Consider the following 25,110-nt stretch of genomic DNA (forward strand, 5'->3'; position numbering starts at 1 on the left):
GCGGCACTGGCGGACCGGCGGAGCCGGATCCGCGGTGCCCAAGGTTGGTAGTTATCGAGCGCTGGGGAGTTTGCAGCGCAGAGGAATCAGAATGGAAGTTTTGTCGTCCGAATCGCATGTCGGGTGTTGCGCCGGACCTGCCGCGCCGGATACGCAGGGCGTGGTGATCAGCAATGCATGGATCAACCGGGACTACAAACACCTGGTGCTGGATGCCGGGTTGCCGGCGGCCGGGGCGAAGGCGGGGCAGTTCTTTCATCTGCTGTGTCCTTCCACCGAGCAGGATTCGCCGTTCTTTCGCCGGCCCATGAGCACCTACCGGGCCGATCCGGCCACGGGGCGGGTGGAGTTCCTGTACAAGGTCACCGGCGCGGGCACGCGCGGGCTGGCCACGCTCGAGGCGGGCGACAAGCTGCCGATGCTGGGGCCGCTGGGCGTGGGGTTCACGCTGCCCGAGGGCGCCCGCAGCATCGTCGTGCTGGGCCGCGGCGTCGGGCTCGCGACACTGGCGCCCCTGGCCGAGCTGGCGGCTGTCGCGGGCGTGGGCGTGACGGCCATCCTCAGTGCGCGCGATGCGGCCAGCCTGATGTCGCAGGACCGCTTCGCGGCCATCGGGGCGACCATCGTCGAAGTCACCGACGAAGCCGGCACCAGCTCGGTCGAGAACGTCGAGCGCCTGCTGCGCGAGCTGCATGCCGCCGGCCGCGCCGATGCGTTCTATACCTGTGGTTCGTCGCGCCTGACCCTGCTGATGCAGCGCCTGGGCGCCGAGTTGTCCGTGCCGGGCGAAGTGGCGATGGAGCAGCAGATGGCCTGCGGCATCGGCATGTGCTATTGCTGCGTGCGCGCCTTCCGCGAAGGCGACAAGCTGGTCAGCAAGCGCGTCTGCTGGGACGGTCCCGTGTTTCCCCTGGCGGAGGTGGCGTGATGATAGACCTGTCCGTGGATGTAGGCGGACTGCGCCTCTCCAATCCCGTGATGCCGGCCTCGGGCACGTTCGCCGATGGCCTGGCCAACACCATCGATTTCAACCGCCTGGGCGCGTTCGTCACCAAGACCATCACGCACGAGAAGCGTACCGGCAATCCGGTCCCGCGCGTGGCGGAGGTGCACAGCGGCATGCTCAATGCCATCGGCATCCCCAGCAAGGGTTCCGACTATTTCATCCGCGAAAGCATCCCGTTCTACCGGAAGTTCTCGCCGCCGCTGGTGGTCAGCATCTCGGCGCCGTCGAACGACGGCTTCGCGCGGCTGGCGGCCGAACTGTCGCAGGTCGAGGGCGTGGCCGCCATCGAGGCCAACATCTCGTGTCCCAACATCGAAGAGGACGGCAAGGCTTTCGCGATGCATGCCCGCTCCACCGCCGCGGTGGTGAAGGCCCTGCGCGCCTCGACCTCGCTGCCGCTGTGGGTCAAGCTCACCCCCAATACCGGCGAGATCGCCAACGTGGCCCGGGCGGCGCAGGAAGAGGGCGCCGACGCCATCGTGGCGGCCAATACCATCCTGGGCATGGCGATCGACATCGACACGCGCCGGCCCAAGCTGGGCAACGTCATGGGCGGCATGTCGGGTCCGGCGATCAAGCCCATCGTCGTCCGCATGGTGTACCAGTGCCACCGCGCGGTCTCGATTCCCATCATCGGCTGCGGCGGCATCTCCACGGCCGAGGACGCGATCGAATACATGCTGGCCGGCGCGAAGGCCGTGCAGGTGGGAACCGCCACCTTCATCCATCCCACGGCCATGATCGACGTGATCGACGGCCTGGTGCAGTACTGCCGGCGCAAGGGCCTGCCCAGCCTGCAAGGACTGGTGGGGGCGGTGGAGGACACCGGCTTCGTGCCTTTCGAGGCGATGGCTTGAGGGCGACATGACAGCAGCAACCACGATGGCCGGTGCCAAGGCCGTTCCCGGGCGGCAGGACGCGATCGATCTGTTCGAGCGGATCCGCCTGCTCAGCTTCGATGGCGTCGGCGTCTCGCGCGAGAGCTACGGCCCCACCGAGACGGCCGCGCTGGACGCGCTGGTCGAGTGGGCGGGCAGGCATGGCATCGCCGCGCGGACCGATCCCGCAGCCAACGTGGTGTTCTCGCTGGCGCAGGCGGGCGACCAGGCGCCCATCGTGTGCGGGTCGCACGTGGATTCGGTGCCCCAGGGCGGCAACTATGACGGCCTGGCCGGCGTCATCGCCGGCCTGCTGTGCCTGAAGCGGCTCAAGGACGAGGGCGTGCGGCTCGCGCATCCCTTGTGGGTCGCCGGCATGCGGGGCGAGGAAAGCGCGTGGTTCGGCAAGGCCTACATGGGGTCCGGCGCCATCCTGGGCAAGCTCAAGGCGGACGACCTGGCGCTGCGCAACAAGCGCAGCGGCCGCACGCTGGCCGAGGCCATGGCCAGCGTTGGCGCCGACGTGGACAGCATCGCCGCCGGCAAGCCGGTGCCCTGGGTGTCGGGCGTGCGCGCCTATCTGGAACTGCACATCGAGCAGGGGCCGCTGATGGTGGCCCGCAAATGGCCCACGGCCATCGTCTCGGGCATACGCGGCAACATCCGCCACAACCTGGTGCGATGCATAGGCGAGCCGGGGCACTCCGGCGCCGTGCCGCGCTGGCTGCGCAACGACGCGGTGTTCGCGGTGTCCGATCTGCTGATGCGGCTGGACGAGCACTGGCGCGTGCTGCTCGAACGCGGCAACGACCTGGTCGTGACCTCGGGCGTGATGGGCACCGACCCCGCCGAGCACGCCGTGTCGCGCATTCCCGGCCGGGTCGACTTCAGCTTCGAGGTGCGCAGCGAAAGCACCGAGACGCTGGAGGAGTTCTACCGCGTGATGCGCGCCGAATGCGACGAGGTAGCGCGCCAGCGCGGCGTGCGCTTCGAGTTCGACCGCCGCATCGAGTCGGCCCCGGCGACCATGGATGCGCAACTGGTGCAGCTGCTGCTGGATACCTCGGCCGAACTGGACTTGCCGGCCGAGAAGATACCCAGCGGCGCGGGACACGACGCGGCCCTGTTCGCCAACGCCGGCATACCCTCGGGCATGATCTTCATCCGCAACGAGAACGGCTCGCACAACCCGGCCGAGGCCATGGAGATCGACGACTTCATGGCGGGCGTGGACGTGCTGTACCGGTCGCTGCCCAAAGTGACCTGAGTCCCCTAGCGCGAACCCAGGGCTTCGATGACGGCCTCCCGCAGGGCCTCCGAGGCCGCCGTCGTCGCCGCCGCGGCGCGCATCATCCAGTGCACCTCCCAGCGCGTGTCGCCATGCTCGATGCCGCGCACGTCGTAGTGCGCCGCGTCCAGGTGACGGGCGGCGAACGCGGGCAGCAGCGTCATGCCCAGGCCGCACCGGACCATTTCCAGCGCCGTCGAATACAGCCTGACTTCCTGCACCCCGTTCAGCGCCACGCCGGCCCGCGACAACTGTAGAAAGACCTCGCGCCATTGGCCGCTGACCCGGTCCGTCAGGATTACCTCGGCGTGCTGCAAGGCCTGCCATTTCATCCTGCGTCCGCCCGCCGGGGCTGGCGGCGCCTTGCCGCGCGCATACACCGCGTGCATGCGGTCGCGCACCAGCGGTTCGGTGCGCAGCACGGTGGCCAGGGCCGGGCTGGCGCCGGGCGAGCCGATGGCGACGTCCACTTCGTCGGCCGCCAGCCGTTGCGAGGCCTGTTCCACCGGCACGTCCAGCACGTCGACCGCCACCAGCGGATGCCGCGCGCGGAACAGTGCCAGCGCGCGCGGGAAGAAAGTGGCCGCGGTCAGCGGCCCCACCGCGACGCGGATGCGGCCACCTTGCAGTTCCCCAACGCTGCGCAGCCCGGCCACCGTGCGATGAATGTCGGCCAGCACGCGGTTGGCGGTTTCGCACAAGGTCTTGCCCGCCGCCGTTAGGCGTACCGTGCGCCCCCGCTCCACCAGCTCCACGCCCACCTGTTGTTCGAGTTCCTTGATCGTCACGCTGACGGCGGACTGCGTCAGCGCCAGCGCATCGGCCGTCGCGGTGAAGCTGCCGGTGTTGGCCAGGGTCGCGAGCGCGTGGAGCTGACGGAGCGTGACCATGATTTTCATGAATCCATGGATGAGAAAAATGAATTTTATTAATTCCAAAGCTTGCTGGATACTGGCCTTTCGCTTTCATGGCCGACCCGCAACATGGCTTCTTCCCCTCTCTTTCGCTTCGCCGTCATCGCCGACAGCCACGTCAATCCTTCGGAACAGGACAACATCTCGCCGTTCGAGTCGCATCGGCTGACCAATGAGCGGCTGCGGCATACCGTGGCCATGCTCAACGCGCTGGCGCCGGCCTTCGTCGTGCACGTGGGGGACATGATCCATCCGGTGCCCGAGGCCGTCTCCTATCCGCAGGCCGTGCGGCAGTTCCGCGCCACCATGGCGGCGCTGGCCTGTCCGGTCCATCTGGTGCCCGGCAACCACGACGTGGGCGACAAGCAGGCCGACTACGTGCCGGCGGGCGCCATCCGTCCCGAGTACGTGGAGCTGTACAGCCGGCATTTCGGGGAACATTTCTACGGCTTCGACCGGCAGGGCTGCCACTTCGCCGTCATCAACACCTCGCTCATCAACTCGGGGCTGCCGCAGGAGCGCGAGCAGGCGGCGTGGCTGGAGGCAGACCTGGCGGCGCACGCGGGGCAGCGCATCTTTCTGTTCATGCACTATCCGCCCTTCGTCGCCACCCGCGACGAGAATGGGCATTACGACAACATCGACGAACCGGGACGAAGCTGGCTGCTGGACGTCGTCGAGCGCCACAAGGTGGCGGCGGCGTTCACGGGCCACGTCCACAACTTCTTCCTGAACCGCCACGCGGACACGAATTTCTACCTGATGCCGTCCACCGCCTTCGTGCGCGCCGATTATTCGGAAACGCTGCACGTGGGCCAGCCGCCCGAGAACGAGAACGGCCGTAACGACGTCGCCAAGCTGGGGGTCATGGTGGTCGACGTCCATGAAGAGCGGATCGTGACGCAGTTTCTCCGCAGCTTCGGCGGCGGATCGGATCGGTCGGCCGCGCAGCGCGACTGGCCGCGCCTGCCTCCCTCGGCCGGCGAACTGCCCGCGCCGGGCGTGGAACTGCGCCATGGCTGGACCGTGCTGTACGACATTCCGTACAGCAGCATGCTGGACGAGTTCCGGCGCAAGCGGGCGCGCAACGACTACCCCATCCTGGCGCTGTGGGAGATGGGCGTGCGCCGGCTGCGCGTGCCGCTGGACGATTTGCTCGACGCGGGCTCGCGCGCACGCGTGGAAGCGGTGGCCGAGCAGGGCTGCCGCTTCGCGGTGTTCCATTTCGGCTGGCCGGACGAGGCCGCGCTGGACGTCGTGAGCCGGCATCGCCACCTGTTGGACGGGCTGGAGCTGGTCCTGAGATGGCCGCCCGCGCCCGACCTGGAGGCGCGGCTTGCGGCGGCACGGGAGCGCGCGGGCGTGCCGCTCGTCCTGTCGCGCTTCTGGAACGCTTCGGGCGAGTCGCGCGACGGCAAGCAGATCAAGCTGCTGGTGGACCATGGCTTCACGGTCGACGACGACCTGCCCGCCACCGCGCAGGTGGACGGCCTGGTCTTTCGCATCGCCCGCGATACCTGCGCGCGCGAGGGCATCGCGCGCGCGGCCGCCGCGGCCGAGGGCAGCGGCCTGCGCGCCCAGGTGCACGTGCGGCTGGCCGACGACAGCCCCGCGCAAGCGCAGTACGACGAATGGCGCAATACCTGCCGCGTGCTGGAGACGGCGCTATGCAGCCACTTCCACCGCGACCATCGCGTTTTTCTGGACACCCTGGGTGACGTGGACCGCGGCTACTTTCCAAGGGCCGGACTGATCGACCGCCGGGGCAATCCGCGCCTGCCCGGCCGGACGCTGCGCAACCTGAACGGCGCCTTGTCGGAGCTGCCGCCGCTGCGGGTGCTGGACTGGCACGAGACCGCCGATGGCCTGCTGGGCGAGGCCCGCGCGGGCGACGCGGTATTGCTGCTGCCCCTGCCGGAAACGTCCGACCGGGCCTGGCAGGGACCGATGCCGAGCCTGCCGGACCACTACCGGGGCTATCGCGTGGACCTTGGCACCGGCGCTCAGACCGCGGTGGAAGGGGACACCGGCCGTCCCATCCGTTGCGAGGCCGGCGAGCCGGCCTTGTGGGTCCTGCACCCGGCGCCCTGAACGCATCGCCACCCAGAATGTCTCGATTCACGAGGGAGAATGCCATGATGTTCCGATTGTCCTGTCTGACCGCCATCGCCCTGCTGTCTGCCCTTCAGCCGGCGGCGGCCCAGTCCTATCCCGCGCGGCCCCTGAAGGCCGTGGTCCCCTTTCCCGCGGGCGGTGCCATCGACGTGGCCGCGCGGCTGGTGCTGGAAGGCATGGCTGCCTCGCTGGGCCAGCCCGTCGTGGTCGAGAACAAGCCCGGCGCCTCGGGCAACATCGGCACGCAGCAGGTCGCCCGCGCGCCGGCCGACGGCTACACCCTGCTGCTGGGCGCGGCGGTGAACACCGCCGTCAGCCCCGTCATGTATACGAAGCTCGACTACAGCGTGGACAAGGACCTGGCGCCGCTGGCCCAGTTCGGCAACGCCGCCAACCTGATCTATGTCCACCCTTCCTTCCCGGCCAGGACGCTGCCCGGCGTGCTGGAAGAACTCAAGCGCCATCCCGGCAAGTACGCCTACGCATCGCCCGGCAGCGGCACGACCGTCCACCTCACGATGGAGCTGCTCAGGGCGCGCCAGAACCTGGCCGTGCAGCACGTGCCGTTCAAGGGCAGCCCGGCGGCGATATCCGCGGTCGCGGGCGACCAGCTGAAACTGGGCATAGACGCCGCGGGCCCCACGCTGCCTTTCGTACAGGGCGAGCGCGTCGTCCCCGTGGCGGTGACGGCCTCGAAACGGCTGGCGGCCCTGCCCGATGTACCTACCTTCGCGGAAGCCGGCGTGAACGTCGCCCTGCCGTCGTCCTACCTGGGCTTCTACCTGCCCGCCGGCGTACCCGCGGGCATCGCCGAGCGCCTGGCGGCGGAGGCCGAGAAGGCCCTGGCGCGGCCCGAGGTTGCCGGCAAGCTGCGGCAACTGGGCGTCGAGCCCGAGTTCCTGGGCCCCCAGGCCTTCGCCGCCAAGGTCAAGCAGGAGCGGGCGATGTGGGCCGAGGCGGTCAAGTTGTCCGGGGCGACCATAGACTGAGGCTCAGGCCAGCTTCCAGTCGTAGTCGACCGTCAGCGGCGCGTGGTCGGAGAACCGCTCTTCCTTGTAGATGGCCGCCGCCTTCGCCGTGCCGGCGATGCCCGGCGTGGCGATCTGGTAGTCGATGCGCCACCCCACGTTCTTGGCCCAGGCCTGGCCCCGGTTGCTCCACCAGGTATAGGCCTCGCCGGTGGTCTCCGGATGCAGCCGGCGGTACACGTCCACCCAGCCGATCTCGTCGAACACCTTGGTCAGCCAGGCGCGTTCCTCGGGCAGGAAACCGCTGTTCTTCTGGTTGCTTTTCCAGTTCTTCAGGTCGATTTCCTGGTGCGCGATGTTCCAGTCGCCGCAGATGACGAACTCGCGGCCGGTGTCGCGGTGTTCGGCCATCAGGCCCGAGAGCCAGGGCGCGAAGCGGTCCAGGAAGCGGTATTTGGCCTGCTGGCGCTCGTCGCCGCTGCTGCCCGAGGGCAGGTAGGCGCTGACCACGGACAGGCCGGGCCAGTCGATGCGCAGGATGCGGCCTTCGGCGTCGAATTCTTCCTTGTCGAAGCCGCTGATGACCGATTCGCAGGCGCGTTTCACGTAGGCGCCCACGCCGCTGTAGCCCTTTTTCTGGGCCGGGAAGAAATGCCCTTCGTAGCCCGGCGGGTGGCGCATGTCGTCGGTCAGGTCGGCGTCCTGGGCCTTCAGTTCCTGCAGGCAGACGACGTCGGCGCCGGTTGCGCCGAGCCAGGGGAAGAAGCCCTTGCGGGAAGCCGAACGGATACCGTTGAGGTTGATGGAAACGATGCGCAGCAAGACCGGCTCCTGGAAAAAACGGATGACCGGCCGAATTCTACGCGGTGTGTCCGGGCGCCGCCGGGGTCAGTCCTGGTCGGGCGGGCCTTCCTCGTCATGGCAGGCGCGCCGCAGCTTGTGCAGCGTCCGGTACAGCACCTGCCGTTCTTCGTTGTCGAGCACGCGGATCATGGCGGCCTGGGCGCGCTGGGCGACCGGCATGGCGCGGTTGTACAGCGCCTGGCCATCGGCCGAAAGCCGGCAGGTCAGCCCCCGGCGCGGCGAGCCGGCCACCGGTTCGAGGATGACGAGGCCGCGCGTCTCCAGCAGGCGCATGGCGCGGCTGACCAGCGATTTGTCGGTTTCCGACCGTGTGACCAGTTCCGAGAAGGGCAGGCATTGCGCCTCGGCCACCACCGACAGCATGCGCCATTCGGCCATGGTCAATCCGAACTGGTCGGAATAGGGCAGGGTCACGACCCGGCGCAGCGAGTTGCCGGTGCGGACCACCAGCGTGGTGATGAAGTCGTCCACGGACAGGCCGGTGCCCTGTTCGTCGATGTCCGTCCAGGGGTCGCCGCCGGTGGACGGGGTACGCGGGGGGGACTTTTTTTTCGGGGGCATGGATGAGCTGGTTGGCGAGAGGGGGGCCGGCGTGGGACGGAGGATTATTTCATAGTGCCCTGGACGTTATGTCTGAATGAATATTTCGAAATCCAAGGGAATTTTGTTCCGGCTTGTCAATCGGTACAATCTTAGTGTTGATGCATCAACAAGAAAAGTGGATGATCACGTTTCCTGGGTGAACAGATGTTTCACTAGTGAATCGGTGTTTGTATCTATCCGTACCCGATCGTCCCTTTCGGAGCCAGTGATGAATCTCTATCGCCGCCAGATGCTTGCCGCCGCCATGGCGATCACCACCTGCTGTGCCGGCCTGGGCGTCGCCCAGGCGGCCGGCTATCCCGCCAAGCCGATCACCGTCATCGTGTCGTATCCGCCGGGCGGCGACACCGACGCCATCGCGCGCCTGTTCGCCGAAAAGCTGGGCGAGCGCCTGAAGCAGTCGGTCATCGTCGAGAACAAGGGCGGCGCCGGCGGCACGGTGGGCAACGGCTATGTCGGACGTGCCGCGCCCGACGGCTACACGCTGCTGTTCACGCCCAATCCGTTCACCACCGCGCCCATGGTGCTGGGCCTGTCGCCCGCCCAGAGCTACGACGTGCTGAACGGCTTCGAGCCCATCAACCAGACCGCCGTGCAGCCGCTGGTGCTGGTGGCCAATCCCAAGACCGGCTTCAAGACGGTGAAGGACATGATCGATGCCGCGAAATCCGGCAAGACGGTGTCCTACGCCACCCCGGGCGCGGGCTCGCCCATGCACGTGATCGCCGAATGGCTCAACCGCGAGGCCAAGGTATCCATCCAGCACGTGCCGTACCGCGGCGTGGGACCGTCGGTGACCGACGTCGTCGCCGGCCATGTCGATACCGCCTGGGTCACGCTGGGCCCGGTCTCGCAGTACTTCGCCACCGGCCGCCTGGTGCCGCTGGCCATCGGCGATGCCAAGCGGTCGCCGCTCGCGCCCAATATCCCGACCCTGGTCGAGTCCGGCTACAAGGACATCGTGGTGGGATCGTGGAACGGTTTCTTCGCGCCCAAGGGCACGCCCGCCGATGCCGTCAAGCTGCTGAACGGCCACCTGAACGAGATCCTGAAGCAGCAGGACGTGATCCAGAAGCTGGCCACCTACGGCGCATTTCCGCACGGCGGCGAACCCGCCGAACTCGGCCGCACCAATGCACGCGAGTATGAAGTGGTGGGCGGCATCATCAAGTCCCTGGGCATCAAGGCGCAGTAAGCCCGCCATGCAGGGACCGAGCAACAGGAGTTCAGGATGAACGCATCCACGCTGGGCAAGGCCATTCCCCAGGTCAATGCGCGTTCCAAGGTGTTGGGGCGCGCGCAATATGCCGGCGATGTGAAGGTCGCCGGGATGCTGCATGGCAAGGTGCTGCGCAGTCCCTATCCGCATGCGCGCATCGTTCGCATCGACACTTCGGCGGCGCTTGCGCTGCCGGGCGTCAAGGCGGTGCTGACGGGCGCGGATGCGCCGCGCGCCATGTGGGGGGTGCATCACAAGGAGCGGCGCATCCTGGCCGAGGGCGTCGTGCGCTTCGCCGGGGAAGAAGTGGCCGCGGTCGCGGCCACGACCGAGGAGATCGCGCGCGATGCCCTTGACCTGATCTTGGTCGAGTACGAGGAACTGCCGGCCATCCTGACGCCCGAGGAGGCGTTGGATGAAGAAGCGCCCGGCGTGCATCCCGGCCGCAACAATGTTTCGCACGAGATCAAGTTTCATCTTGGCGACGTGGATGCGGGGTTCGCCAAGGCGGATCTCGTCTACGAGGCGACATACGACTGCCATGCCCAGTACCCCGGGTATCTCGAACCCATGGCGACGGTGGCGACCATCGATCCGGATGGACGCCTCCAGGTATGGACCTCCACGCAATCCATATTCCAGGCGCGGATGCGCCTGGCGGCGGCGCTCGAGATGCCCGTCTCGGACATCCGTGTCATGCAGGCCACGACCGGGGGCGGCTTCGGCGGGAAGATGGTTGAGGATGCCAACAATCTGATCGCCGGCCTGCTGGCGGTCAAGACCGGCCGGCCCGTGCGGGTGGTGAATAACCGCCTGGAGGACTTCCTGGCCTGCTGTTCCAGCGTGCCCGAGCGCATCACGTTGAAGCTGGGCATGGCCAGGGACGGCCGCATCGTCGCCAAGGACGTGCGCATCGTTGCCGAATGCGGCGCATACAGCGGCCTGTCGGCCGAGGTGATGCACGTGACGGCCATGCGAAGCGACAATATGCATCGCCTGGAGAACGTGCGATCGCATGCGACGCTGGTCTATACCAACAACCCGCCGCATGGCGCGTTCCGAGGCTTCGGCGGCGCGCAGATGCAGTTCGCGCTCAACAGCCACATCCATATGATGGCTGAGCAACTGGGACTGGATCCGGTGGAGATCCACAAGCTCAACGCGCACGAGGCGGGGGACACCTCGATACATGGCTGGAAGATAGGCAGCACTGGTTTGCGAGAATGCATAGACCAGTGCATCGACGCCATCCAGTGGAAGGCCAAGCGCGCCGGCAAGGGTAATCAGGCCAGGGGCTCCAGGCCTCGCGGCGTCGGCATGGCCGCCGCGATGCACGTCAGCGGAAACCGCACCATCGGCAACTGGGACGGCTCGACGGTGATCGTCAAGATCAACGAGGACGGCCGCGCGGTGATCCACAGCGGCGAATGCGACATGGGGCAGGGCGCCATGACCATGCTGAGCCAGGTCGTCGCCCATGAGTTGAACATCCCCCTGGACCACGTGCACGTGGTCGCGCCGGATACCGACATTTCGCCGTACGCCATCGGCTCGCTGGCCTCGCGCGTGACGATCGCGGCGGGCAATGCGGCCATTCTGGCCGCACGCAAGGCACGCGAGGCGCTGATCGGGCTTGCCGCCACGAAGCTGGAGGTCCCGGCCGACGACCTGGAGATCGCGGACGGCTTCATCCTTTCCCGGAACGCGCCCGGCAAGCGCGCCTCCATCGCCGAAATCGCCAGGCTGCACATCTGGCGCCACGACGGCGAAGGCCTGCAGGTCAGCGCCACCTGGGATGCCAAGACCGTCATGCACGGCGACGTCCACGGCAACATCGCGCCGGCGCATTCGTACGCGGCGCAGGCCGTCGAGGTTGAGGTCGACACCGAGACCGGCCGGGTCACGGTGCTGGATTCCTATGTGTCGGACGACTGCGGCAAGGCCTTCAACCCGCTGGCCGTCCACGGCCAGAGCAACGGCGCGGCGGCGCAGGCCATGGGCTGGGCGCTGTACGAGCAATTGCAGCTGGAGAACGGCCGGCTGGCCAACGGCAATTTCGCCGACTACAACATGCCCACCGCCGATTCCATCCCGCTGCTGCGCTCGGGCATCGTGGAGTCCAACGATCCCAACGGACCCTACGGGGCCAAGGGCGCGAGCGAGACGGCCATCCTGCCGGGCGCGCCGGCCATCGCCAACGCGGTCTACGACGCCATCGGCGTGCGCATCACGGACCTGCCGATCACGCCCGAGAAGGTGCTGGCGGGCCTGCGCGCCCTGCGCCAGGCGCGCGAACAGGAACAAGGAGGCTCCCGCCATGCGTGATTTCGATTTCCTCGAGCCGGCATCGGTGGCCGAGGCCAGCCGCATGCTGGCGGACCTGGGCGAGGACTGCCGGGTCATGGCCGGGGGCACGGCGCTGATGCTGGCCATGCGCCAGCGCATGCTGGTGCCCTCGCACATCGTCTCGGTCGCGCGCATCGAGGCCTTGCGCGGGATCCGCTTCGATCCCGTGGATGGCCTGCGCATAGGCGCGCTGGTGCGCCACACGGACGTGGCCGATTCGGCCGTCGTGAAGCAGCACTATCCCATGCTGGCGGCCATGGCGGCCCAGGTCGCCAATCCCCAGGTGCGCAACCAGGGCACGCTGGGCGGCAACCTCTGCTATGCCGATCCGTCCACCGATCCGCCCACCTGCCTGATGTCGCTGGGTGCGCGCGTTGTCCTGGGCAGCGCGCGCGGCCAGCGGGAGCTGTCCATCGAGGAATTCCTGGTGGACTACTACGTGACCGCCATCGAACCCGACGAGATCGTGGTCGAGATCCGCGTGCCGGCGCCGCCGGCCGACTTCTCCGGCCGGTACACCCGCTTCCTGCGCACCGCCGCCGAGCACCGGCCGCTGATCGGCCTGTCGCTGGCCACGCGCCGCAGCGGCGGCACCTGCCGCGAGGCCGTCCTGACGGTGGGCGCGTCCACGCCCATCCCCTGCCGCGTGCCGCGCGCCGAGCATTTCCTGGCCGGCAAGACCATCACGTCCGAAGTGGCCGCCGAAGCCGCGGACATCGTCGCGGCCGACATCCAGCCCGTTTCCGACGCGCGGGGTTCGGACGAATTCCGCCGCGACATGGTGCGGGTGGTCGCCAGGCGCACCATCGCCGCGCTGTATGGGCTGGCCACGGACTGAGGAAGAATCATGAGCAAGCACCTGATCGAAGTCACCGTCAACGGTGAAAAGCACAGTGCCGAAGTCCCCGCGCGCCGCATGCTGTCGGATTTCCTGCGGGACGACCTGAACCTGACCGGCACCAAGCGCGGCTGCGAGACCGGCATCTGCGGCGCCTGCTCGGTGCTGGTGGACGGCGAGGTGGTCAAGTCCTGCCTGTCGCTGGCGGTCCAGGCCAACGGGCGCAGCATCACGACGGTGGAGGGCCTGGCCAAGGGCGGCGAACTGCATCCCCTGCAGCAGAGCTTCATGGAATGCGGCGGCCTGCAATGCGGCTACTGCACGCCGGGCATGCTGATGACGGCCTGCCATCTGCTCGAGCGCAACCCCCGGCCCACGGCCGACGAGGTCCGCGAAGGACTGAACGGCAACCTGTGCCGCTGCACGGGCTATGCCCAGATCGTCGAGTCCATCCTCGACGCTTCGGAGAAAATGCGTGGAAATTGAAAAAGTCTTAACGGTGGCGGCCCCGGCCGCCAAGGTCTGGGACATGCTCCTGGATCCCACGGTGATGGCCAGCTGCGTGCCCGGGATGAAGTCCATCGAGGTGGTCAGCGACGTCGAGTACAACGCCGTCATCCACGTCAAGATCAGCTTCATCAGCGCCAAGTTCAAGCTCAGGACGCGCATCGTCGAGCAGCGCGCCCCCGAATACCTGCGCGCCGAAGGCACCGGCGAGGACTCCTCGGTGGCCAGTTCGCTGAAACAGCAGAGCGAGATCTTCCTGACGGCGCTGCCCGACGGACAGACCGAGCTGCGCACCAAGGTCACGGTCGACGTCGTGGGCCGGCTGGGCACCTTCGGCCTGAGCGTCATGAAGACCAAGGCCGACCGGATGTGGGAAGAATTCAGCCAGAACCTGGCGGCCCGCCTGGCCGGCGGCGAGATTTCCGGCGCGGACCAGGTAACCATTACGCGCAAGGAGCCCCAGGCGCCGGGAGGCCCGGCTGAGGCGGCCGCGCAGGCGGCGCCCGCCCGCGCCCCCGTCCGTGCGGCCGCCGCGGCCAGTCCGGCCGCCCCCGTGGCCGCCCCGGAGCCGGCCTTTGCCGCCCCGGCCGCACGGGTCAACGGCCAGGAAGCCAGCCGCGCCTCGGTCTCCGATGGCGGCTGGTGGTCGCGCCTGCTGGGGGGCCGCGGCGGCTCCGGGCGCAGTATCCACATCGAGCTGCGCCGTGGCGATACCGCCCTGACCGTGGACTGGCCGGTGGAGGAGGCGGGCAAGTGCGCCGCCTGGCTGCGGGACGTTTTGAAGTAGATTCGCCCGGGGGCCCCGAGCCGTTTTACAATCACGCTGGCCCATCGCGCCGCCGGGGGAAGGCCTTCCCCCGTGCCGTTGTGACTTCGTACCGTGACCGCCGTGCCCCAGACCGCTACCGCCCCCCGTCCCGCCGACACCGAGCCCTCGATCGACGAGAGCCGTTTCCGTACCGATTTCGTCCGCTTCGCCACCGAGCTGGGCGTGCTGCGATTCGGCGCGTTCACCACCAAGGCGGGCCGGCTGAGTCCCTACTTCTTCAACGCCGGGCTGTTCAACAGCGGCGCGGCCGTGGGACGGCTGGCCGAGTTCTACGCCCAGGCGCTGCTGGCCTCGGACGTCGAGTTCGACATGCTGTACGGCCCGGCCTACAAGGGCATCCCGCTGGTCACCGCCACCGCGGTCGCGCTGGCCGCCCGCGGCCGCGACGTGCCCTTCGCGTTCAACCGCAAGGAAGCCAAGGACCACGGCGAAGGCGGCTCGCTGGTGGGTGCGCCGCTGGAAGGCCGCGTGGTCATCATCGACGACGTGATCTCGGCCGGCACCTCGGTGCGCGAATCGGTGCGCCTGATCCAGGCCGCCAAGGCCAAGCCGGCCGCCGTGCTGATCGCGCTGGACCGCATGGAGCGGGTCGGTCCCGACGACGCCCTGTCCGAGCACTCGGCGGTGCAGGACGTGGTGCGCACCAACGGCTGCCCGGTGGTCAGCATCGCCTCGCTGGACGACATCCTGGACATGATCCAGCAGGGCGGCGGGGGCGGGGAATTCGAACAGCACCGCGAGGCGGTGCTGGCGTACCGAGCGCGCTACGGGGTGATCTGAACCTGATCCACCGCTGGCGCGGTCATCAGCTCGGCTAGAGACATGACTTCGGCGTATTTCTGCCGCAGGTCGAACAGGCTTGCCTGATGAGGCCCCCAGGCGCGGTCTCCGACACAATCCGAAACGACAACCGGGACGAAACCCGCGCACATGGCGTCGAGGGCGCTGGCGCGGACGCAGCCGCTTGTCGTCGCTCCGGTCACGAGCAACGTCCGGACGCCACGCTGCGCCAGCCAGGGCGCCAGGTTCGTGGAGTGGAAAGCGGATGGCGTCGTCTTGCGCAGCACCAGTTCTCCCGCGATGGGGGCCAGTGCGTCGACCACGGCGCTTTCGGGCGCGTGTTCGGTCAGCCGCAGCAGCCCCGGAACCTTCTGGCTGAACAGGTTGGCATCCGCGCCGTCGTTCGCGTACACGACGCGGCTGTAGGCGACCGGCCACCGCCTGATTCGAGCTTCGCGTAGCAGCAGGACAGCGCGTGCTATCGCCTGTTGGATAGCGAGGCTGCCGAACAGGGCTGGATCGGCGAAGGCGTTGACGAAGTCGACCACCAGCAGCCCGATGGGGGGCTGGACGTCGAGGGTCGCGCCGAAACCCTGCCGGGTGTAGATGTCGTCCATGCCGGCCTACTGACTGTTCGCCGCGCCGGCGAACTCGATTAATTGTTTCGCGATTCGCGTTTCCCGTTCGAGGCGGTCCGCCAATTGCTGGCGGCTGCCCCCCAGCGGCTCGGCGCCTGCCTGACGGATGGACGAGGATACCGCCGCGTCGTCGAGCGCCTTTTGCGCGGCATCGTGCAGACGTTCAACGATGGCTTCCGGCGTACCCGTCGGAGCGAACAGCCCGAACCATCCGAGCGATTCGTAGTCCGGCAGCTGCAATGCCTCGGCCACGGTGGGAACGTCCGGCAGCATCTTAGACCGTTTCGACGATGTCACCGCCAGCGCGCGTATGCGCTGGTCCTTGATGAAAGGCAGGGCCACCGGAAGATTGACGAATCCGACTTGCAGGATGCCCGCGATATGGTCGGTCGCCGCCTGGGCATTGCCGCGATAGGTGACATGGGTGAGGCGGATGCCGGTTTTCTGTCCAAGCAGTTCGGCGGCAAGATGCCCCGAACTGCCCAGCCCGGTCGTACCGTAGTTGAAGTCGCCCGGCCGCGATCTGACCAGTTCGATGAGTTCGGGCAGCGATTTCGCCGGCACCTGCGGGTGGACGGTGATCACGTTCGCGATTTCTCCGACTTCGATGACGGGAGCCAGATCCGATGTCGGCTTGAACGGGAATTTCTTGAACAGCCAGGGATTGGCCGCCAGCGGCGCCCCGTTGATCAGCAGCGTATAGCCATCCGGTGGGGCCTTGGCGACATGATCGCTGCCGATGTTGGTGGCGGCCCCGGGGCGATTCTCGACGATGACGGGGCGCCCCAGCGTCTGAGGCAGGTGCTTGCCCAGAGCACGTGCCAGCATATCTATGCTGCCGGCGGCGGCGGTCGGAACGATGATGTGTATCGGCCTGGAGGGATAGTCGTCGCTGGATTGCGCGAAGGCGGGGGTGGCCAGCAAGGTGAGTCCGGCGACAAGTCGGCGGAATTTGTATGGGGTCATGACATTTCCTTGAGTGTCGGAACTCAGTGCTCCATCAACAAACTGCCGAAGCCGGCGACCTTGTCCTGGATACCGGCCGCTCGAAGCGCATGCCAGTAGGTCGCGGTATTGATGGCGATGACGGGCTTGCCGAGAAAGATCTCGGCGGCGCCGGCCAGTTTCACCATGGACAGGTTCGTGCCGACCTGGACGATTGCATCGACGTCGTCTCCGTCGAGTTCCTGGATGGCTTGGCGGCATTGCGCATCGGTGGTGTGGGCGATCCGTACCGGGCCGGGGCAGCGCAGGCAGATGTCGCGCACGACCTGGAAGCCGCAGTCATGGTAGAAACGACGCACGTGCTCATTGGCAACGGGGAAGTACGGTGACAGGAACGCGATTCTCCTGGCGCCGTATCGGTTGAGCGCGGCTTCGGTGGCGAAGGAGCCGCAGGAGACACCCACGCCGGCATGCGCCGTCATCCGGGAAAGATAGTCGGCGGCGGCCGATCGGCCGCCCCAGAATGTGGCGACCGACATCCCCATGGCGAGGTATTGCATGTCGCAGCTCTTCAGGGCGTCGATGGCGTCCAGCGTTCCTTGTTCGATGTTGCGGACCATGGCGACGAAATCGTCGTCGCTGGCGACGGGGTCGTTGGGAATGCGTATCCTGCTGTAATGGTTGGTGACGCCCGCAGGGCGCATGCCGTCGAAGTCGGGCTGCACGATGGTGTTGGTCGACGGCCCTATCGAGCCCATCTTCAGGCGATAGCCGAGGTGGTCCATGTCTCCCCTCCTTGTATTCAGTGGATTTCCGCCGCCTGCCGCAAAGCGTCGAGCATGGAGCTCTGCCGCAGATAGGTCCGGGCCAGGCCGGGATCCGCGGCGGTCCTGCGCAATTGGTCCAGATGCTGCCGGCGTGCGGCGGGGTCGCGCTCTTCCAGGTGTTTCTTGTTCTGCGCCGTGCCGGCATTGATGTATTCGATGGCAATGGAGCGGCGCTGGCGCTCGTAGCGGTCGAGCAGGGCTGGATCGCCGCCGCGCAGAACCTCGATGAGCTTGTCGCTCAGGTTGAACGCGTCGTGCAAGCCACCGTTCATCCCCATTCCGCCGAGCGGATTGTTGATGTGCGCGGCATCTCCCGCCAGCAGTATCCGGCCGTGCCGGAACCGTGCGGCCACCCGTTGATGGACGCGATAGATGGTCCGGTGGATCGTCCGGTAGGGCGCGGGCCTTGTCGCCAGCCGCTGCAGATGGCTTTCTATCGAGTCGTCGGCCAGCAGCGCCTTGTCGTCGATGTCGGTTGCGACGGGGAACAGTACCCGCCACATGCTGGGAACACGCAGCAGGACGCACCATTCGTCGGGGTCGGAAAAGTAATTGACATACGAGATGCCCGTGAACCGCTCCGCATATTCGAAGTCGGTGGAGATGAACAGAAACCGTTCGGGATAGGTGTATCCCTCGAAGGCGATACCGGCGCTTTGACGTACGGTGCTCCATGCGCCGTCGGCGCCCACGACATAGCTGCCGCGGTGGGAAACGGTTTCGCCGCCGCAGCGGCCACGCAGCGTGACGCCGTCCTCGTCCTGGTCGACATCGGTGACTTCCGTCCCGAGGCTGATCGTGGCCAGAGGATGTCCCGACAGTCTCTGCGCAAGCATGTCGGTCAGTTTCCACTGCTCGCACTGAAGGCGAAAGGGGTGGCGCGTTTCGCCGGCGAGCAGCGAGAGATCGAAGTCGGCGATCAAACCCTCTTGCCTGTCCCACTGCTGAGTGTGGGCCGCCACCAGACCGGCGCCGACCAACTCCTCGGTCACGCCCAGGCGGGTCAGCATGTCGAGCGTCGGCGGATGAAAGGTTGACGCCCTCATGTCCCTGGGTTGTTCCGGACTGCGTTCCAGAACATGGACCGGGATGCCTGCGTCGGCGAGCAGTAGGGCGCTGGCAAGTCCGACCGGGCCTGCTCCGACAATGAATACCGTGGACGCGGCCATGATTCTCCTTCTCGATGATGTGGCGGGTATTGATGGGGCGAGTATGTTGTCCGCGTGATATGCCGGTCAAATGAGAAAAAATGCGATTTCGCATAACATGGATGTTATGAAAAACACCAAGATCAGCCTTCAGTCGCTACGGGTCTTCTCGGAAGTGGCGGAATGCCTGAGCTTCACGCAGGCCGCCAATCGGCTATTCAGGACCCAGCCCGCGGTATCGCGGCAGGTCGCCGACATGGAGCTGGAGCTCGGGGTGGCCCTGTTTTTCCGCAAGGGCCGCAGCCTTGCGTTGACACCGGCAGGGCACGATCTGTTCGCCCGGGCGCGTGCCATCCTCGGCGACGTCGAGGCGTTCAGCGAGCGGGCGCGCGACATGGCCCACGGCGCGGTGGGGCTGCTGAGGGTGGGCGCCACGCCTATGTTGTTCGACACGATGATGCCCAACCTGTTGCGCGAATACTCGCAACGCTGGCCGCAGGTTCGGCTGAAGATCTTCGAGGTCGATTCGGCAAGCGTGATCGCGCAGGTGGAGACGCGCGAACTGGACGTGGGCTTGACCCGCTATGCCACCACCGACAGCGTGCAGGGAGAGCGGCTGTTTCCCATGCACCTGATCGCCATCGTCGATCGCCGCCATCCTTTGGCGCGCCGCCGTTCGCTGGAGCTGGCCGAGCTGCAGGACAAGCCTCTGTTGCTGATGATCAGAGGAATCGGAAGCCGGGTGTTGATCGATCAGGCATGCCGCCGGGGGGGCTACCGCTTGACCGATGTCCGGTTCGAAAGCGGCTCGTACAGCAGTCTGGTGGAGATGGCCATCGCGGGGCACGGAATCGCCCTGGTGTCGTCCGTGGTGACCCTGCGTCGGAGCGATGCCAGGATCATCCCCGTCCACTACAAGAGGGAGCGCCTTCAGTCCTGGGCCGCGGTCCACTGGCATGGCGAGGCCGAACAGACCGAATACATGCGGGCGTTCGTGGACCTCGCCCGCGATATGGGACAGAAGGACTATCCGGGCAAGCAATACGGCCTGTGATAGTCCGGAGGGTCAGCGCCGCGTCCCCGGCAGGATCAGCCGCCGCTCCAACTGGCGCGCGGCCAGCACGATCACCGATACCAGCGCCAGGTAGACCAGTCCGGCCAGCACATAGGCCTTGAAGAACTGGAAGTTGCGGATCGCCATGTCCTGGATCTGGGCGAAGAACTCGGTGTACTGGATCAGGAAGGCCACCGAGCTGTCCTTCAGGTTCAGGATCACCTGGTTGGACAGCGCGGGAATCGACAGCCGCAGCACCTGCGGCAACGTGATCAGGCGGAAGATCTGCGGCGCCGAGAATCCCTGCGCCCGCGCCGCTTCCAGTTCGTCCCGGTCCAGCCCGCGATACGCCGTGGCCAGATAGCGCGCGTTGTAGGCCGCCACGTTCATCGTGAAGCCGATGATCGCCACGGTTAGCGGCGAGGGGCGCAGCCCCCATTGCGGCAGGCCGTAGTACATCAGGAAGAGCAGGGCGATCAGCGGCGTGCCGATGAAGAACGAGATGTAGCCCTCGGTCAGGCGGCGGCACAGGCGGCTGGGGCTCAGCGTCAGGTAGAACACCAGGATGCCGCCGAGCAGACCTGTCACCGTGATGACACCGGCCAGCAGCAGCGTGTGTTCCAGGCCGAGCAGGATCTGCGGCCCGAATTCCGCGACTTGCCCGAGGAAGGTCAGCAGGCCGTCCATTCAGTTGAAGAACGCGCGGATGCGCGGGTCGGCGTGGTCGCCGAACAGTTCCGACGCTTCGCCCTCGGCCAGGATCTGGCCCTGGTCCAGGAACAGCACGCGTCCCTGGACCGCACGCGCCAGCGCCAGGTCATGGGTCACGCACAGCATCGATACCTTGTCCCGGCGCAACTGGTTGATGACGTTGATGATCTCGCGCGACATGACCGGATCCAGCGCCGAAGTGGGCTCGTCGAAGAACAGCACCGCCGGGTCCATCGCCAGCGCCCGCGCGATGGCCACCCGCTGTTTCTGTCCGCCCGAGAGCTGCGACGGATACTTCTGCGCGTGCTCGGCCAGGTTCATGCGGCCCAGTTCGTGCATGGCCCGTTCGTTGGCGGCGGCGGTCGCCATGCCGCGCAGCTTGCGCAGGCCCAGCGTCACGTTCTCGAGCGCGGTCAGGTGGCGGTACAGGGCGAAGTTCTGGAACACGAAGCCGATGCGCTGGCGCAGGGCCCGCACGTCGGTATCCGGCCGCGTGACGTCCTCGCCCCGGAAGATGATCTGTCCGGAAGTGGGCGTGACCAGCCGGTTCAGGCAGCGCAGCAGGGTCGACTTGCCGCAGCCCGAGGGGCCCATCACCACCTTGAGTTCGCCCTCCTCCAGGTCCAGGTCGATGCCGTTGAGCACCGTCCGGCCGTCGTAGGCCATCTTCAGATCACGGACTGTCAGTAGCGCCATGGCCGTTTCTCAATGCTCCGTCAGGCCCGGCACGCGGCAGCGCTTCTCCAGCGCCCAGATCGCCGTCACCAGTATCTTGTAGATCGCGAAGTACACCAGGCCCACGGCGAAATAGATCTCCACGCCGCGCAGCGTGGCGGCCGACAGCGCCATGGCCTGCTTCATGACTTCGGGGATGCCCACCGTGTAGCCGAAGGGCGAGTACTTCAGCACGGTGGTGAATTCGTTGACCATGCCCGGCACCGAGAAACGCAGCATCTGCGGCAGCTCGATGTAGGCGAAGATCTGCACCCGGCTCATGCCCATCGCCTCGGCCGCCAGCACCTCGCTGGCCTCGACCGAATCCAGCGCGCCGCGGAACACCTCGCCCAGATAGGCGCCGGTGATCAGCCCCAGGCTCAGCATCATCGACACCAGCGGCGGCACGCCGACGCCGATGGTGGGCAGCCCGAAGAACACGATGAACAGCAGCACCAGCACCGGAATGCCGCGGAAGACGTAGGTGAATACCCCAAGCAGGACATCCACCCACCGCCACCCCAGCCTACCCAGGATCGCGATCGCCAGCCCGACGATCACGCCGGTGGCGCTGCAAGCCAGCGTCACCAGGACCGTATATCCAACCCCCGTCCCCAGCAGTCCGAATATCCGCGCGATATCCATCGCGCTATACCGTACCTATGGGGCAACGCTCCACCGCACCAACCCAAGACAGCGGCACTAGACCCAGGATGCGGTGGATCCGGCTCCGCCGGTCCACCCGCATCGCCCCCTGGGGGGCGCCCGAAGGGCGTACGGGGGGGACGACTACTGCATCCATTTGTTGATGATGGCCTGCACGCCTTCGGGCTTCAGTTCGTTCGCCATGTAGTTGTCGAAGTCCTCGCGCAGCTTGGAGCCTTTGGGGAAGGCGAAGCCGAAGCGGTCGAAGCCGGTGAAGACGTAGCTGTCCTGGATGGGCAGCTTCTTGCGGTAGACCGAGGCCACGGTGCCGTCCAGGAAGGCGAGGTCCAGGTTGCCGTTCTGCAGGTCGGACAGCACCTCGTTATAGGACGGGTACATCTTGACCTTGTCGAGCGTGTAGACCCCCTTGGGCGTCAGGTCGTTCTTGATGAAGTCGCTGTAGGCCATGCCGCGCGGATAGCCGACGCTGTACTTCTTCATCTCGGCCAGGTCGTCGAACTTGATGTTGCGGCTCTTCAGGCTGACCAGGTTCCAGGTGTTCTCCATGTAGGGCTTGGAGAAATCCATGACCTCTTCGCGCTGCTTGGTGATGGAGATGCCGGAGAACGCCACGTCGGCCTGCTTGCTGACCACCGCGCCCAGCATGCCCTGCCAGTCGTAGGCCGTGATCTTGAGCTTGCAGCCCCGAGCCTTGCAGTAGCTTTCGAAGATATCCAGGTCCAGGCCCTTGGTGGTGCCGTTTTCCTCGAACAGGTTGGGCGGGGAGGCAGGCGATACCGCCACCTTGATTTCCTTGTCGCCGCTTTTTTCGGAACATGCAGCCAACAGCAGGACGAGGCTCAACAGGCCGATGAGCTTACGCATGAGGGTTTCTCCGGTGGGTGGGAGGGTGGGGAGAGGCTTGCGACGGCGCGGGAAATATTATCAGACGGGCGGTCGGCTGGGGGGCTATTCGGCTTCCTAAACGGCCCTGACCTCGTCCAGCAACTCGGGATGGCGGTTCAGTACCTTGAGCAGTTTGATCAGCGCCAGCGGAGGTTTGGTCTTGCCGGTCTCGTAGCGCGAGAAAGCGTTGACGCCGCCGCCGAAAATCTCGGCTGCTTCGCGTTGGTCAAGCGCCAGCTTCTTGCGCACGTTGGCTATGAAATCGGGATCAACCCACTTTGCATTGACCTGGCGATTGAACGTCAGCATGGCTGCGCTCACGCGTTCCGATTCGACGGTATCAAGCACGCTCTCCCCGCAGGCTGGACAATAGTCGCCACTTACAGCCGGGATGGAAGTGGTTTCTCCCTTGTAGCTGTATGAAAGGTCGCGGGTGTCATGTACCAGCTTGGCCGCTGCGCAAATGGGGCATCGCATGATCACAGTTCCTTGAAGGACACAATGAGAACGTCCTGAATGATCGTCAATTTCAGGTAGACCTGACCAACCGCCGTCTTGGGCCGGTAAACGTCTTGCCAGATGCGATGGTTGGCATGTGTAGTCATGCTTTTATGGAAATCCTGGGGCGTCAGTGCCGTGATTACGTTGATCATTCCATCGAAGTCCAGGCCCAGCGAGGCACCCCCCGCGAGTGCCGAGGCTGTTGCCCGAACCTGTCCTGCTTGGATTAGCGCTCTGACCCAAGACAGCTTGCAATGAGGGGTTCTCTTTTCCACAAGGATTTTAACCTAAAAGGTTATCGATGGAGGCCGGGGTGAGCGCCGGGCTTTGCCGCTTCGAGGCGCTGGCGTGGCTCGATAGGCTTTGCGGTCTCTACGGAAAAGAGAAAGGTATCTTGACGGCTGGACTCGTTCTTCCTATGCCAAGAATGTCATGTTGAATTTCACGTGCATGGCGCTTTCGCGACGAAAAAAAACCGCTGCTCCGAAGAGCAGCGGTGAAGGTACAACCGCTCCAAAATTAATCAGTCGGCGGCTGGCTGGAGATCGTAGGCGAAGGTCCACGTCTGGGCGCTGTTGGCGTCCTGGGGATTGGCGTATGTGATGCCGGTCAGGTGCAGGCGCGTGTAGCTGCTGCCTTCGCCGTTGCGGATCAAGGTGCCGTTGGCCGGGTTGGCGCTGATGATGTGGGCGACTTCCGGCAGCCCGGCGTTCTTGGCGGCGGCCGCGGTGGGGTAGTAGGTGTACCAGCCATAGCTCAGCGGATTGGGGTAGGAGCCTTGCACGGCGGGGTTCAGCGCCGAGGCGTTGCTGTCCTTGACCCACGCGGAGGTCCGGGCCGGGGTGGCCAGGTCGGCGGCGGTCAGTTCGGCTTCGGTGTCCGAGATGCTGGTCGTGCTGGTGAACTTGGCGGCAATGGGCTTGCCGGTGGAGTCGTAGAAGCCGGCCGGGGTCTTGCCAAGGAAACCGGCGACGGTGCCGGTGCCCGAGGATCCGCCGTTCAGCTTGACGTTGTAGCGGTTGAAGGCGATGTGCCATGTGCCGCTCTGGTCCACGGTGCGCTTGTTGACCAGGTCGTAGTAGACCCAGCCGCTGGTGGCGTCGACCGTGGCGGTCTGGATGACGGGAGCGGTCGTCCGGGTAACCCAGCGGAACGAGATGTGGCCGGAGGTCGTGCCGCCCGGGCCGCCGTAGTAGCCGGTGATCTGCAGGGCGAACACGCCGTCGCCGGTGGTGACCGGCGTGGTGGTCGATCCGACCACCGCTGCGCTGTTGGCGGTGATCAGGAAGACGCGGAAGTTGGGGTAGAGGCTGTGGTCGGTGGTGCTGCCCGTCACGCCATACTCGAACGCGGCGGCGCGGATGTCGTTGGTGCCGGTGAACACGCTGGCCGCGGCATCGGCGGCGTAGACGGTGGCGGGGAGGGCCGCGCCGCTGGTCGGATCCGTCGTGGCGTTCTGGTAGGTCTTCAGTTCGGTCCAGGTGTGCTCGAACGGACCGCCGAAGGCACCGCCCGATCCGGTTCCGCTGGTGCCGCTGTTGGTCCACAGCGTACCGGTCAGGCCGCTGCTGGTCAGCTTCAGGTCCCAGGTATTGCCGGAGCAGTTAGCCACGGCCGCCTTGGTATCGAAGTCATAGCAGATCGAGGCACCGGCCGCAGGCAGGGTGAATGTCCATTCGCCGCTTTGCGTGAACTTGTTGGTGGGCGTAGGCGTCGTGCCGCCGCCGTTCCCGCCGCCATTGTTGCCGCCTCCGCTGCTGCCGCCCCCATCGCCGCCACCGCCGCAGCCCGCGAGCGCCAGGGCGGCGCACAGGGCGCCGAGCGTGAACAAGGATCTGGATTGCATGATGGGTTCCCCCCTAGGAA

At 66.5% G+C, this 25,110-nt stretch carries 26 protein-coding genes; 12 read left to right on the forward strand and 14 right to left on the reverse strand.

What is annotated here, in order from left to right; all coding sequences use genetic code 11:
• Positions 1 to 160 precede the first annotated feature (160 nt).
• From R4823_RS01165 to R4823_RS01175, 3 genes are read left to right on the forward strand one after another with little or no spacing between them, the layout of a single operon-like run.
• The gene (locus tag R4823_RS01165; protein ID WP_207958626.1) at positions 161 to 928 is read left to right on the forward strand and encodes a dihydroorotate dehydrogenase electron transfer subunit; all 768 of its coding nucleotides are present in this window, start codon (positions 161 to 163) and stop codon (positions 926 to 928) included.
• Positions 928 to 1,863 (forward strand): dihydroorotate dehydrogenase, encoded by a 936-nt coding sequence (locus tag R4823_RS01170; protein ID WP_132979713.1) that lies wholly within the window; start codon positions 928 to 930, stop codon positions 1,861 to 1,863. Before R4823_RS01165 ends, R4823_RS01170 begins: the two co-directional genes overlap by 1 nt.
• Before the next feature lie 25 nt (positions 1,864 to 1,888).
• Entirely contained in the window at positions 1,889 to 3,151 is a 1,263-nt protein-coding gene (locus R4823_RS01175) for a hydantoinase/carbamoylase family amidase (protein WP_338619244.1), read from the forward strand.
• Between the two features lie 5 nt (positions 3,152 to 3,156).
• Here the strand turns inward: R4823_RS01175 and R4823_RS01180 are convergent, their stop codons facing one another.
• The gene (locus R4823_RS01180) at positions 3,157 to 4,062 is read right to left on the reverse strand and encodes a LysR family transcriptional regulator (protein WP_338617082.1); all 906 of its coding nucleotides are present in this window, start codon (positions 4,060 to 4,062) and stop codon (positions 3,157 to 3,159) included.
• 93 nt (positions 4,063 to 4,155) lie between these two features.
• Here R4823_RS01180 and R4823_RS01185 point away from each other — a divergent pair, with 93 nt between their 5' ends.
• Both R4823_RS01185 and R4823_RS01190 read left to right on the forward strand, forming a co-directional pair.
• Entirely contained in the window at positions 4,156 to 6,177 is a 2,022-nt protein-coding gene (locus R4823_RS01185) for a metallophosphoesterase (RefSeq protein ID WP_338617083.1), read from the forward strand.
• Positions 6,178 to 6,221: 44 nt separating this feature from the next.
• Positions 6,222 to 7,190 (forward strand): tripartite tricarboxylate transporter substrate-binding protein, encoded by a 969-nt coding sequence (locus R4823_RS01190; protein ID WP_165963141.1) that lies wholly within the window; start codon positions 6,222 to 6,224, stop codon positions 7,188 to 7,190.
• Positions 7,191 to 7,193: 3 nt separating this feature from the next.
• Here the strand turns inward: R4823_RS01190 and R4823_RS01195 are convergent, their stop codons facing one another.
• Together R4823_RS01195 and R4823_RS01200 are read right to left on the reverse strand one after the other, a co-directional pair.
• On the reverse strand, positions 7,194 to 7,991 hold the full coding sequence (locus R4823_RS01195) for an exodeoxyribonuclease III (protein ID WP_087838831.1): 798 nt from the start codon (positions 7,989 to 7,991) through the stop codon (positions 7,194 to 7,196).
• A gap of 66 nt (positions 7,992 to 8,057) precedes the next feature.
• Positions 8,058 to 8,594: a MarR family winged helix-turn-helix transcriptional regulator gene (locus R4823_RS01200; protein WP_087838830.1), complete on the reverse strand. Its 537-nt coding sequence runs from the start codon at positions 8,592 to 8,594 to the stop codon at positions 8,058 to 8,060.
• A 250-nt stretch (positions 8,595 to 8,844) separates the two neighbouring features.
• On the opposite strand from R4823_RS01200, the gene R4823_RS01205 reads away from it, so the two are divergent.
• The 6 genes from R4823_RS01205 (at position 8,845) to pyrE (ending at position 15,155) form a co-directional block, all read left to right on the forward strand.
• Positions 8,845 to 9,831 carry a tripartite tricarboxylate transporter substrate binding protein gene (locus R4823_RS01205; protein ID WP_087838829.1) on the forward strand — a complete coding sequence of 329 codons (987 nt, stop codon included), beginning with the start codon at positions 8,845 to 8,847 and terminating at the stop codon, positions 9,829 to 9,831.
• A 36-nt stretch (positions 9,832 to 9,867) separates the two neighbouring features.
• Positions 9,868 to 12,180: a xanthine dehydrogenase family protein molybdopterin-binding subunit gene (locus R4823_RS01210; protein WP_087838828.1), complete on the forward strand. Its 2,313-nt coding sequence runs from the start codon at positions 9,868 to 9,870 to the stop codon at positions 12,178 to 12,180.
• Positions 12,173 to 13,039 carry a xanthine dehydrogenase family protein subunit M gene (locus tag R4823_RS01215; protein WP_338617087.1) on the forward strand — a complete coding sequence of 289 codons (867 nt, stop codon included), beginning with the start codon at positions 12,173 to 12,175 and terminating at the stop codon, positions 13,037 to 13,039. Before R4823_RS01210 ends, R4823_RS01215 begins: the two co-directional genes overlap by 8 nt.
• Positions 13,040 to 13,048: 9 nt before the next feature.
• Positions 13,049 to 13,525: a (2Fe-2S)-binding protein gene (locus R4823_RS01220; protein WP_087838826.1), complete on the forward strand. Its 477-nt coding sequence runs from the start codon at positions 13,049 to 13,051 to the stop codon at positions 13,523 to 13,525.
• Positions 13,515 to 14,333, forward strand: a complete 819-nt coding sequence (locus R4823_RS01225; RefSeq protein WP_087838825.1) for an SRPBCC family protein — start codon at positions 13,515 to 13,517, stop codon at positions 14,331 to 14,333. The genes R4823_RS01220 and R4823_RS01225 overlap by 11 nt, the downstream gene beginning before the upstream one ends.
• A 150-nt stretch (positions 14,334 to 14,483) precedes the next feature.
• Positions 14,484 to 15,155, forward strand: coding sequence for an orotate phosphoribosyltransferase (pyrE, locus tag R4823_RS01230; RefSeq protein WP_087839095.1), 672 nt, complete (start codon positions 14,484 to 14,486; stop codon positions 15,153 to 15,155).
• Here the strand turns inward: pyrE and R4823_RS01235 are convergent.
• Genes R4823_RS01235 through R4823_RS01250 form a run of 4 tightly spaced genes read right to left on the reverse strand, consistent with a single transcriptional unit; the run spans position 15,140 to position 18,734 of the window.
• Complete coding sequence (locus R4823_RS01235; RefSeq protein WP_087838824.1) at positions 15,140 to 15,772, reverse strand: isochorismatase family protein; 633 nt, start codon at positions 15,770 to 15,772, stop codon at positions 15,140 to 15,142. The genes pyrE and R4823_RS01235 overlap by 16 nt on opposite strands.
• 6 nt (positions 15,773 to 15,778) lie before the next feature.
• A complete protein-coding gene (locus R4823_RS01240) occupies positions 15,779 to 16,759 on the reverse strand; it encodes a tripartite tricarboxylate transporter substrate binding protein (protein ID WP_087838823.1) in 981 nt (326 codons plus the stop codon).
• Positions 16,760 to 16,782: 23 nt separating this feature from the next.
• Positions 16,783 to 17,523: an arylmalonate decarboxylase gene (locus R4823_RS01245; RefSeq protein ID WP_087838822.1), complete on the reverse strand. Its 741-nt coding sequence runs from the start codon at positions 17,521 to 17,523 to the stop codon at positions 16,783 to 16,785.
• Between the two features lie 17 nt (positions 17,524 to 17,540).
• Positions 17,541 to 18,734, reverse strand: coding sequence for an NAD(P)/FAD-dependent oxidoreductase (locus R4823_RS01250; protein WP_087838821.1), 1,194 nt, complete (start codon positions 18,732 to 18,734; stop codon positions 17,541 to 17,543).
• A 106-nt stretch (positions 18,735 to 18,840) separates the two neighbouring features.
• Between R4823_RS01250 and R4823_RS01255 the strand changes: the two genes are divergently transcribed.
• The gene (locus tag R4823_RS01255) at positions 18,841 to 19,767 is read left to right on the forward strand and encodes a LysR family transcriptional regulator (protein ID WP_165404462.1); all 927 of its coding nucleotides are present in this window, start codon (positions 18,841 to 18,843) and stop codon (positions 19,765 to 19,767) included.
• Between the two features lie 12 nt (positions 19,768 to 19,779).
• Here the strand turns inward: R4823_RS01255 and R4823_RS01260 are convergent, their stop codons facing one another.
• The 7 genes from R4823_RS01260 to R4823_RS01290 all read right to left on the reverse strand — a co-directional run bounded on the left by R4823_RS01260 (position 19,780) and on the right by R4823_RS01290 (position 25,090).
• Positions 19,780 to 20,454: an amino acid ABC transporter permease gene (locus R4823_RS01260; RefSeq protein ID WP_130356502.1), complete on the reverse strand. Its 675-nt coding sequence runs from the start codon at positions 20,452 to 20,454 to the stop codon at positions 19,780 to 19,782.
• Positions 20,455 to 21,174, reverse strand: coding sequence for an amino acid ABC transporter ATP-binding protein (locus R4823_RS01265; protein ID WP_132979719.1), 720 nt, complete (start codon positions 21,172 to 21,174; stop codon positions 20,455 to 20,457).
• Between the two features lie 9 nt (positions 21,175 to 21,183).
• Entirely contained in the window at positions 21,184 to 21,837 is a 654-nt protein-coding gene (locus R4823_RS01270) for an amino acid ABC transporter permease (RefSeq protein WP_132979720.1), read from the reverse strand.
• A 144-nt stretch (positions 21,838 to 21,981) separates the two neighbouring features.
• Positions 21,982 to 22,722 (reverse strand): transporter substrate-binding domain-containing protein, encoded by a 741-nt coding sequence (locus tag R4823_RS01275; protein WP_087838816.1) that lies wholly within the window; start codon positions 22,720 to 22,722, stop codon positions 21,982 to 21,984.
• A 96-nt stretch (positions 22,723 to 22,818) separates the two neighbouring features.
• Positions 22,819 to 23,220, reverse strand: a complete 402-nt coding sequence (locus R4823_RS01280) for a type II toxin-antitoxin system MqsA family antitoxin (protein WP_087838815.1) — start codon at positions 23,218 to 23,220, stop codon at positions 22,819 to 22,821.
• A gap of 2 nt (positions 23,221 to 23,222) precedes the next feature.
• Positions 23,223 to 23,519: a type II toxin-antitoxin system MqsR family toxin gene (locus R4823_RS01285; RefSeq protein ID WP_087838814.1), complete on the reverse strand. Its 297-nt coding sequence runs from the start codon at positions 23,517 to 23,519 to the stop codon at positions 23,223 to 23,225.
• Positions 23,520 to 23,767: 248 nt separating this feature from the next.
• A complete protein-coding gene (locus R4823_RS01290) occupies positions 23,768 to 25,090 on the reverse strand; it encodes an HmuY family protein (protein WP_338617093.1) in 1,323 nt (440 codons plus the stop codon).
• Positions 25,091 to 25,110: the final 20 nt, after the last annotated feature.

The organism is Pigmentiphaga sp. CHJ604 (genome assembly GCF_036972535.1).
GTDB classification, from domain to species: Bacteria; Pseudomonadota; Gammaproteobacteria; order Burkholderiales; family Burkholderiaceae_B; genus Pigmentiphaga; species Pigmentiphaga daeguensis.

What these genes read in the sequence shown, in the direction of transcription:
- R4823_RS01260 (WP_130356502.1), bottom strand. Translation starts at nt 20,454, where the DNA reads ATGGACGGCCTGCTGACCTTCCTCGGGCAAGTCGCGGAATTCGGGCCG.
- R4823_RS01170 (WP_132979713.1), top strand. Translation starts at nt 928, where the DNA reads ATGATAGACCTGTCCGTGGATGTAGGCGGACTGCGCCTCTCCAATCCC.
- R4823_RS01250 (WP_087838821.1), bottom strand. Translation starts at nt 18,734, where the DNA reads ATGGCCGCGTCCACGGTATTCATTGTCGGAGCAGGCCCGGTCGGACTT.
- R4823_RS01190 (WP_165963141.1), top strand. Translation starts at nt 6,222, where the DNA reads ATGATGTTCCGATTGTCCTGTCTGACCGCCATCGCCCTGCTGTCTGCC.
- R4823_RS01245 (WP_087838822.1), bottom strand. Translation starts at nt 17,523, where the DNA reads ATGGACCACCTCGGCTATCGCCTGAAGATGGGCTCGATAGGGCCGTCG.
- R4823_RS01255 (WP_165404462.1), top strand. Translation starts at nt 18,841, where the DNA reads ATGAAAAACACCAAGATCAGCCTTCAGTCGCTACGGGTCTTCTCGGAA.
- R4823_RS01220 (WP_087838826.1), top strand. Translation starts at nt 13,049, where the DNA reads ATGAGCAAGCACCTGATCGAAGTCACCGTCAACGGTGAAAAGCACAGT.
- R4823_RS01280 (WP_087838815.1), bottom strand. Translation starts at nt 23,220, where the DNA reads ATGCGATGCCCCATTTGCGCAGCGGCCAAGCTGGTACATGACACCCGC.
- R4823_RS01270 (WP_132979720.1), bottom strand. Translation starts at nt 21,837, where the DNA reads ATGGATATCGCGCGGATATTCGGACTGCTGGGGACGGGGGTTGGATAT.
- R4823_RS01180 (WP_338617082.1), bottom strand. Translation starts at nt 4,062, where the DNA reads ATGGTCACGCTCCGTCAGCTCCACGCGCTCGCGACCCTGGCCAACACC.
- R4823_RS01175 (WP_338619244.1), top strand. Translation starts at nt 1,889, where the DNA reads ATGGCCGGTGCCAAGGCCGTTCCCGGGCGGCAGGACGCGATCGATCTG.
- R4823_RS01210 (WP_087838828.1), top strand. Translation starts at nt 9,868, where the DNA reads ATGAACGCATCCACGCTGGGCAAGGCCATTCCCCAGGTCAATGCGCGT.
- R4823_RS01275 (WP_087838816.1), bottom strand. Translation starts at nt 22,722, where the DNA reads ATGCGTAAGCTCATCGGCCTGTTGAGCCTCGTCCTGCTGTTGGCTGCA.
- R4823_RS01235 (WP_087838824.1), bottom strand. Translation starts at nt 15,772, where the DNA reads ATGGACGACATCTACACCCGGCAGGGTTTCGGCGCGACCCTCGACGTC.
- R4823_RS01290 (WP_338617093.1), bottom strand. Translation starts at nt 25,090, where the DNA reads ATGCAATCCAGATCCTTGTTCACGCTCGGCGCCCTGTGCGCCGCCCTG.
- R4823_RS01185 (WP_338617083.1), top strand. Translation starts at nt 4,156, where the DNA reads ATGGCTTCTTCCCCTCTCTTTCGCTTCGCCGTCATCGCCGACAGCCAC.
- R4823_RS01200 (WP_087838830.1), bottom strand. Translation starts at nt 8,594, where the DNA reads ATGCCCCCGAAAAAAAAGTCCCCCCCGCGTACCCCGTCCACCGGCGGC.
- R4823_RS01205 (WP_087838829.1), top strand. Translation starts at nt 8,845, where the DNA reads ATGAATCTCTATCGCCGCCAGATGCTTGCCGCCGCCATGGCGATCACC.
- R4823_RS01265 (WP_132979719.1), bottom strand. Translation starts at nt 21,174, where the DNA reads ATGGCGCTACTGACAGTCCGTGATCTGAAGATGGCCTACGACGGCCGG.
- R4823_RS01240 (WP_087838823.1), bottom strand. Translation starts at nt 16,759, where the DNA reads ATGACCCCATACAAATTCCGCCGACTTGTCGCCGGACTCACCTTGCTG.
- R4823_RS01215 (WP_338617087.1), top strand. Translation starts at nt 12,173, where the DNA reads ATGCGTGATTTCGATTTCCTCGAGCCGGCATCGGTGGCCGAGGCCAGC.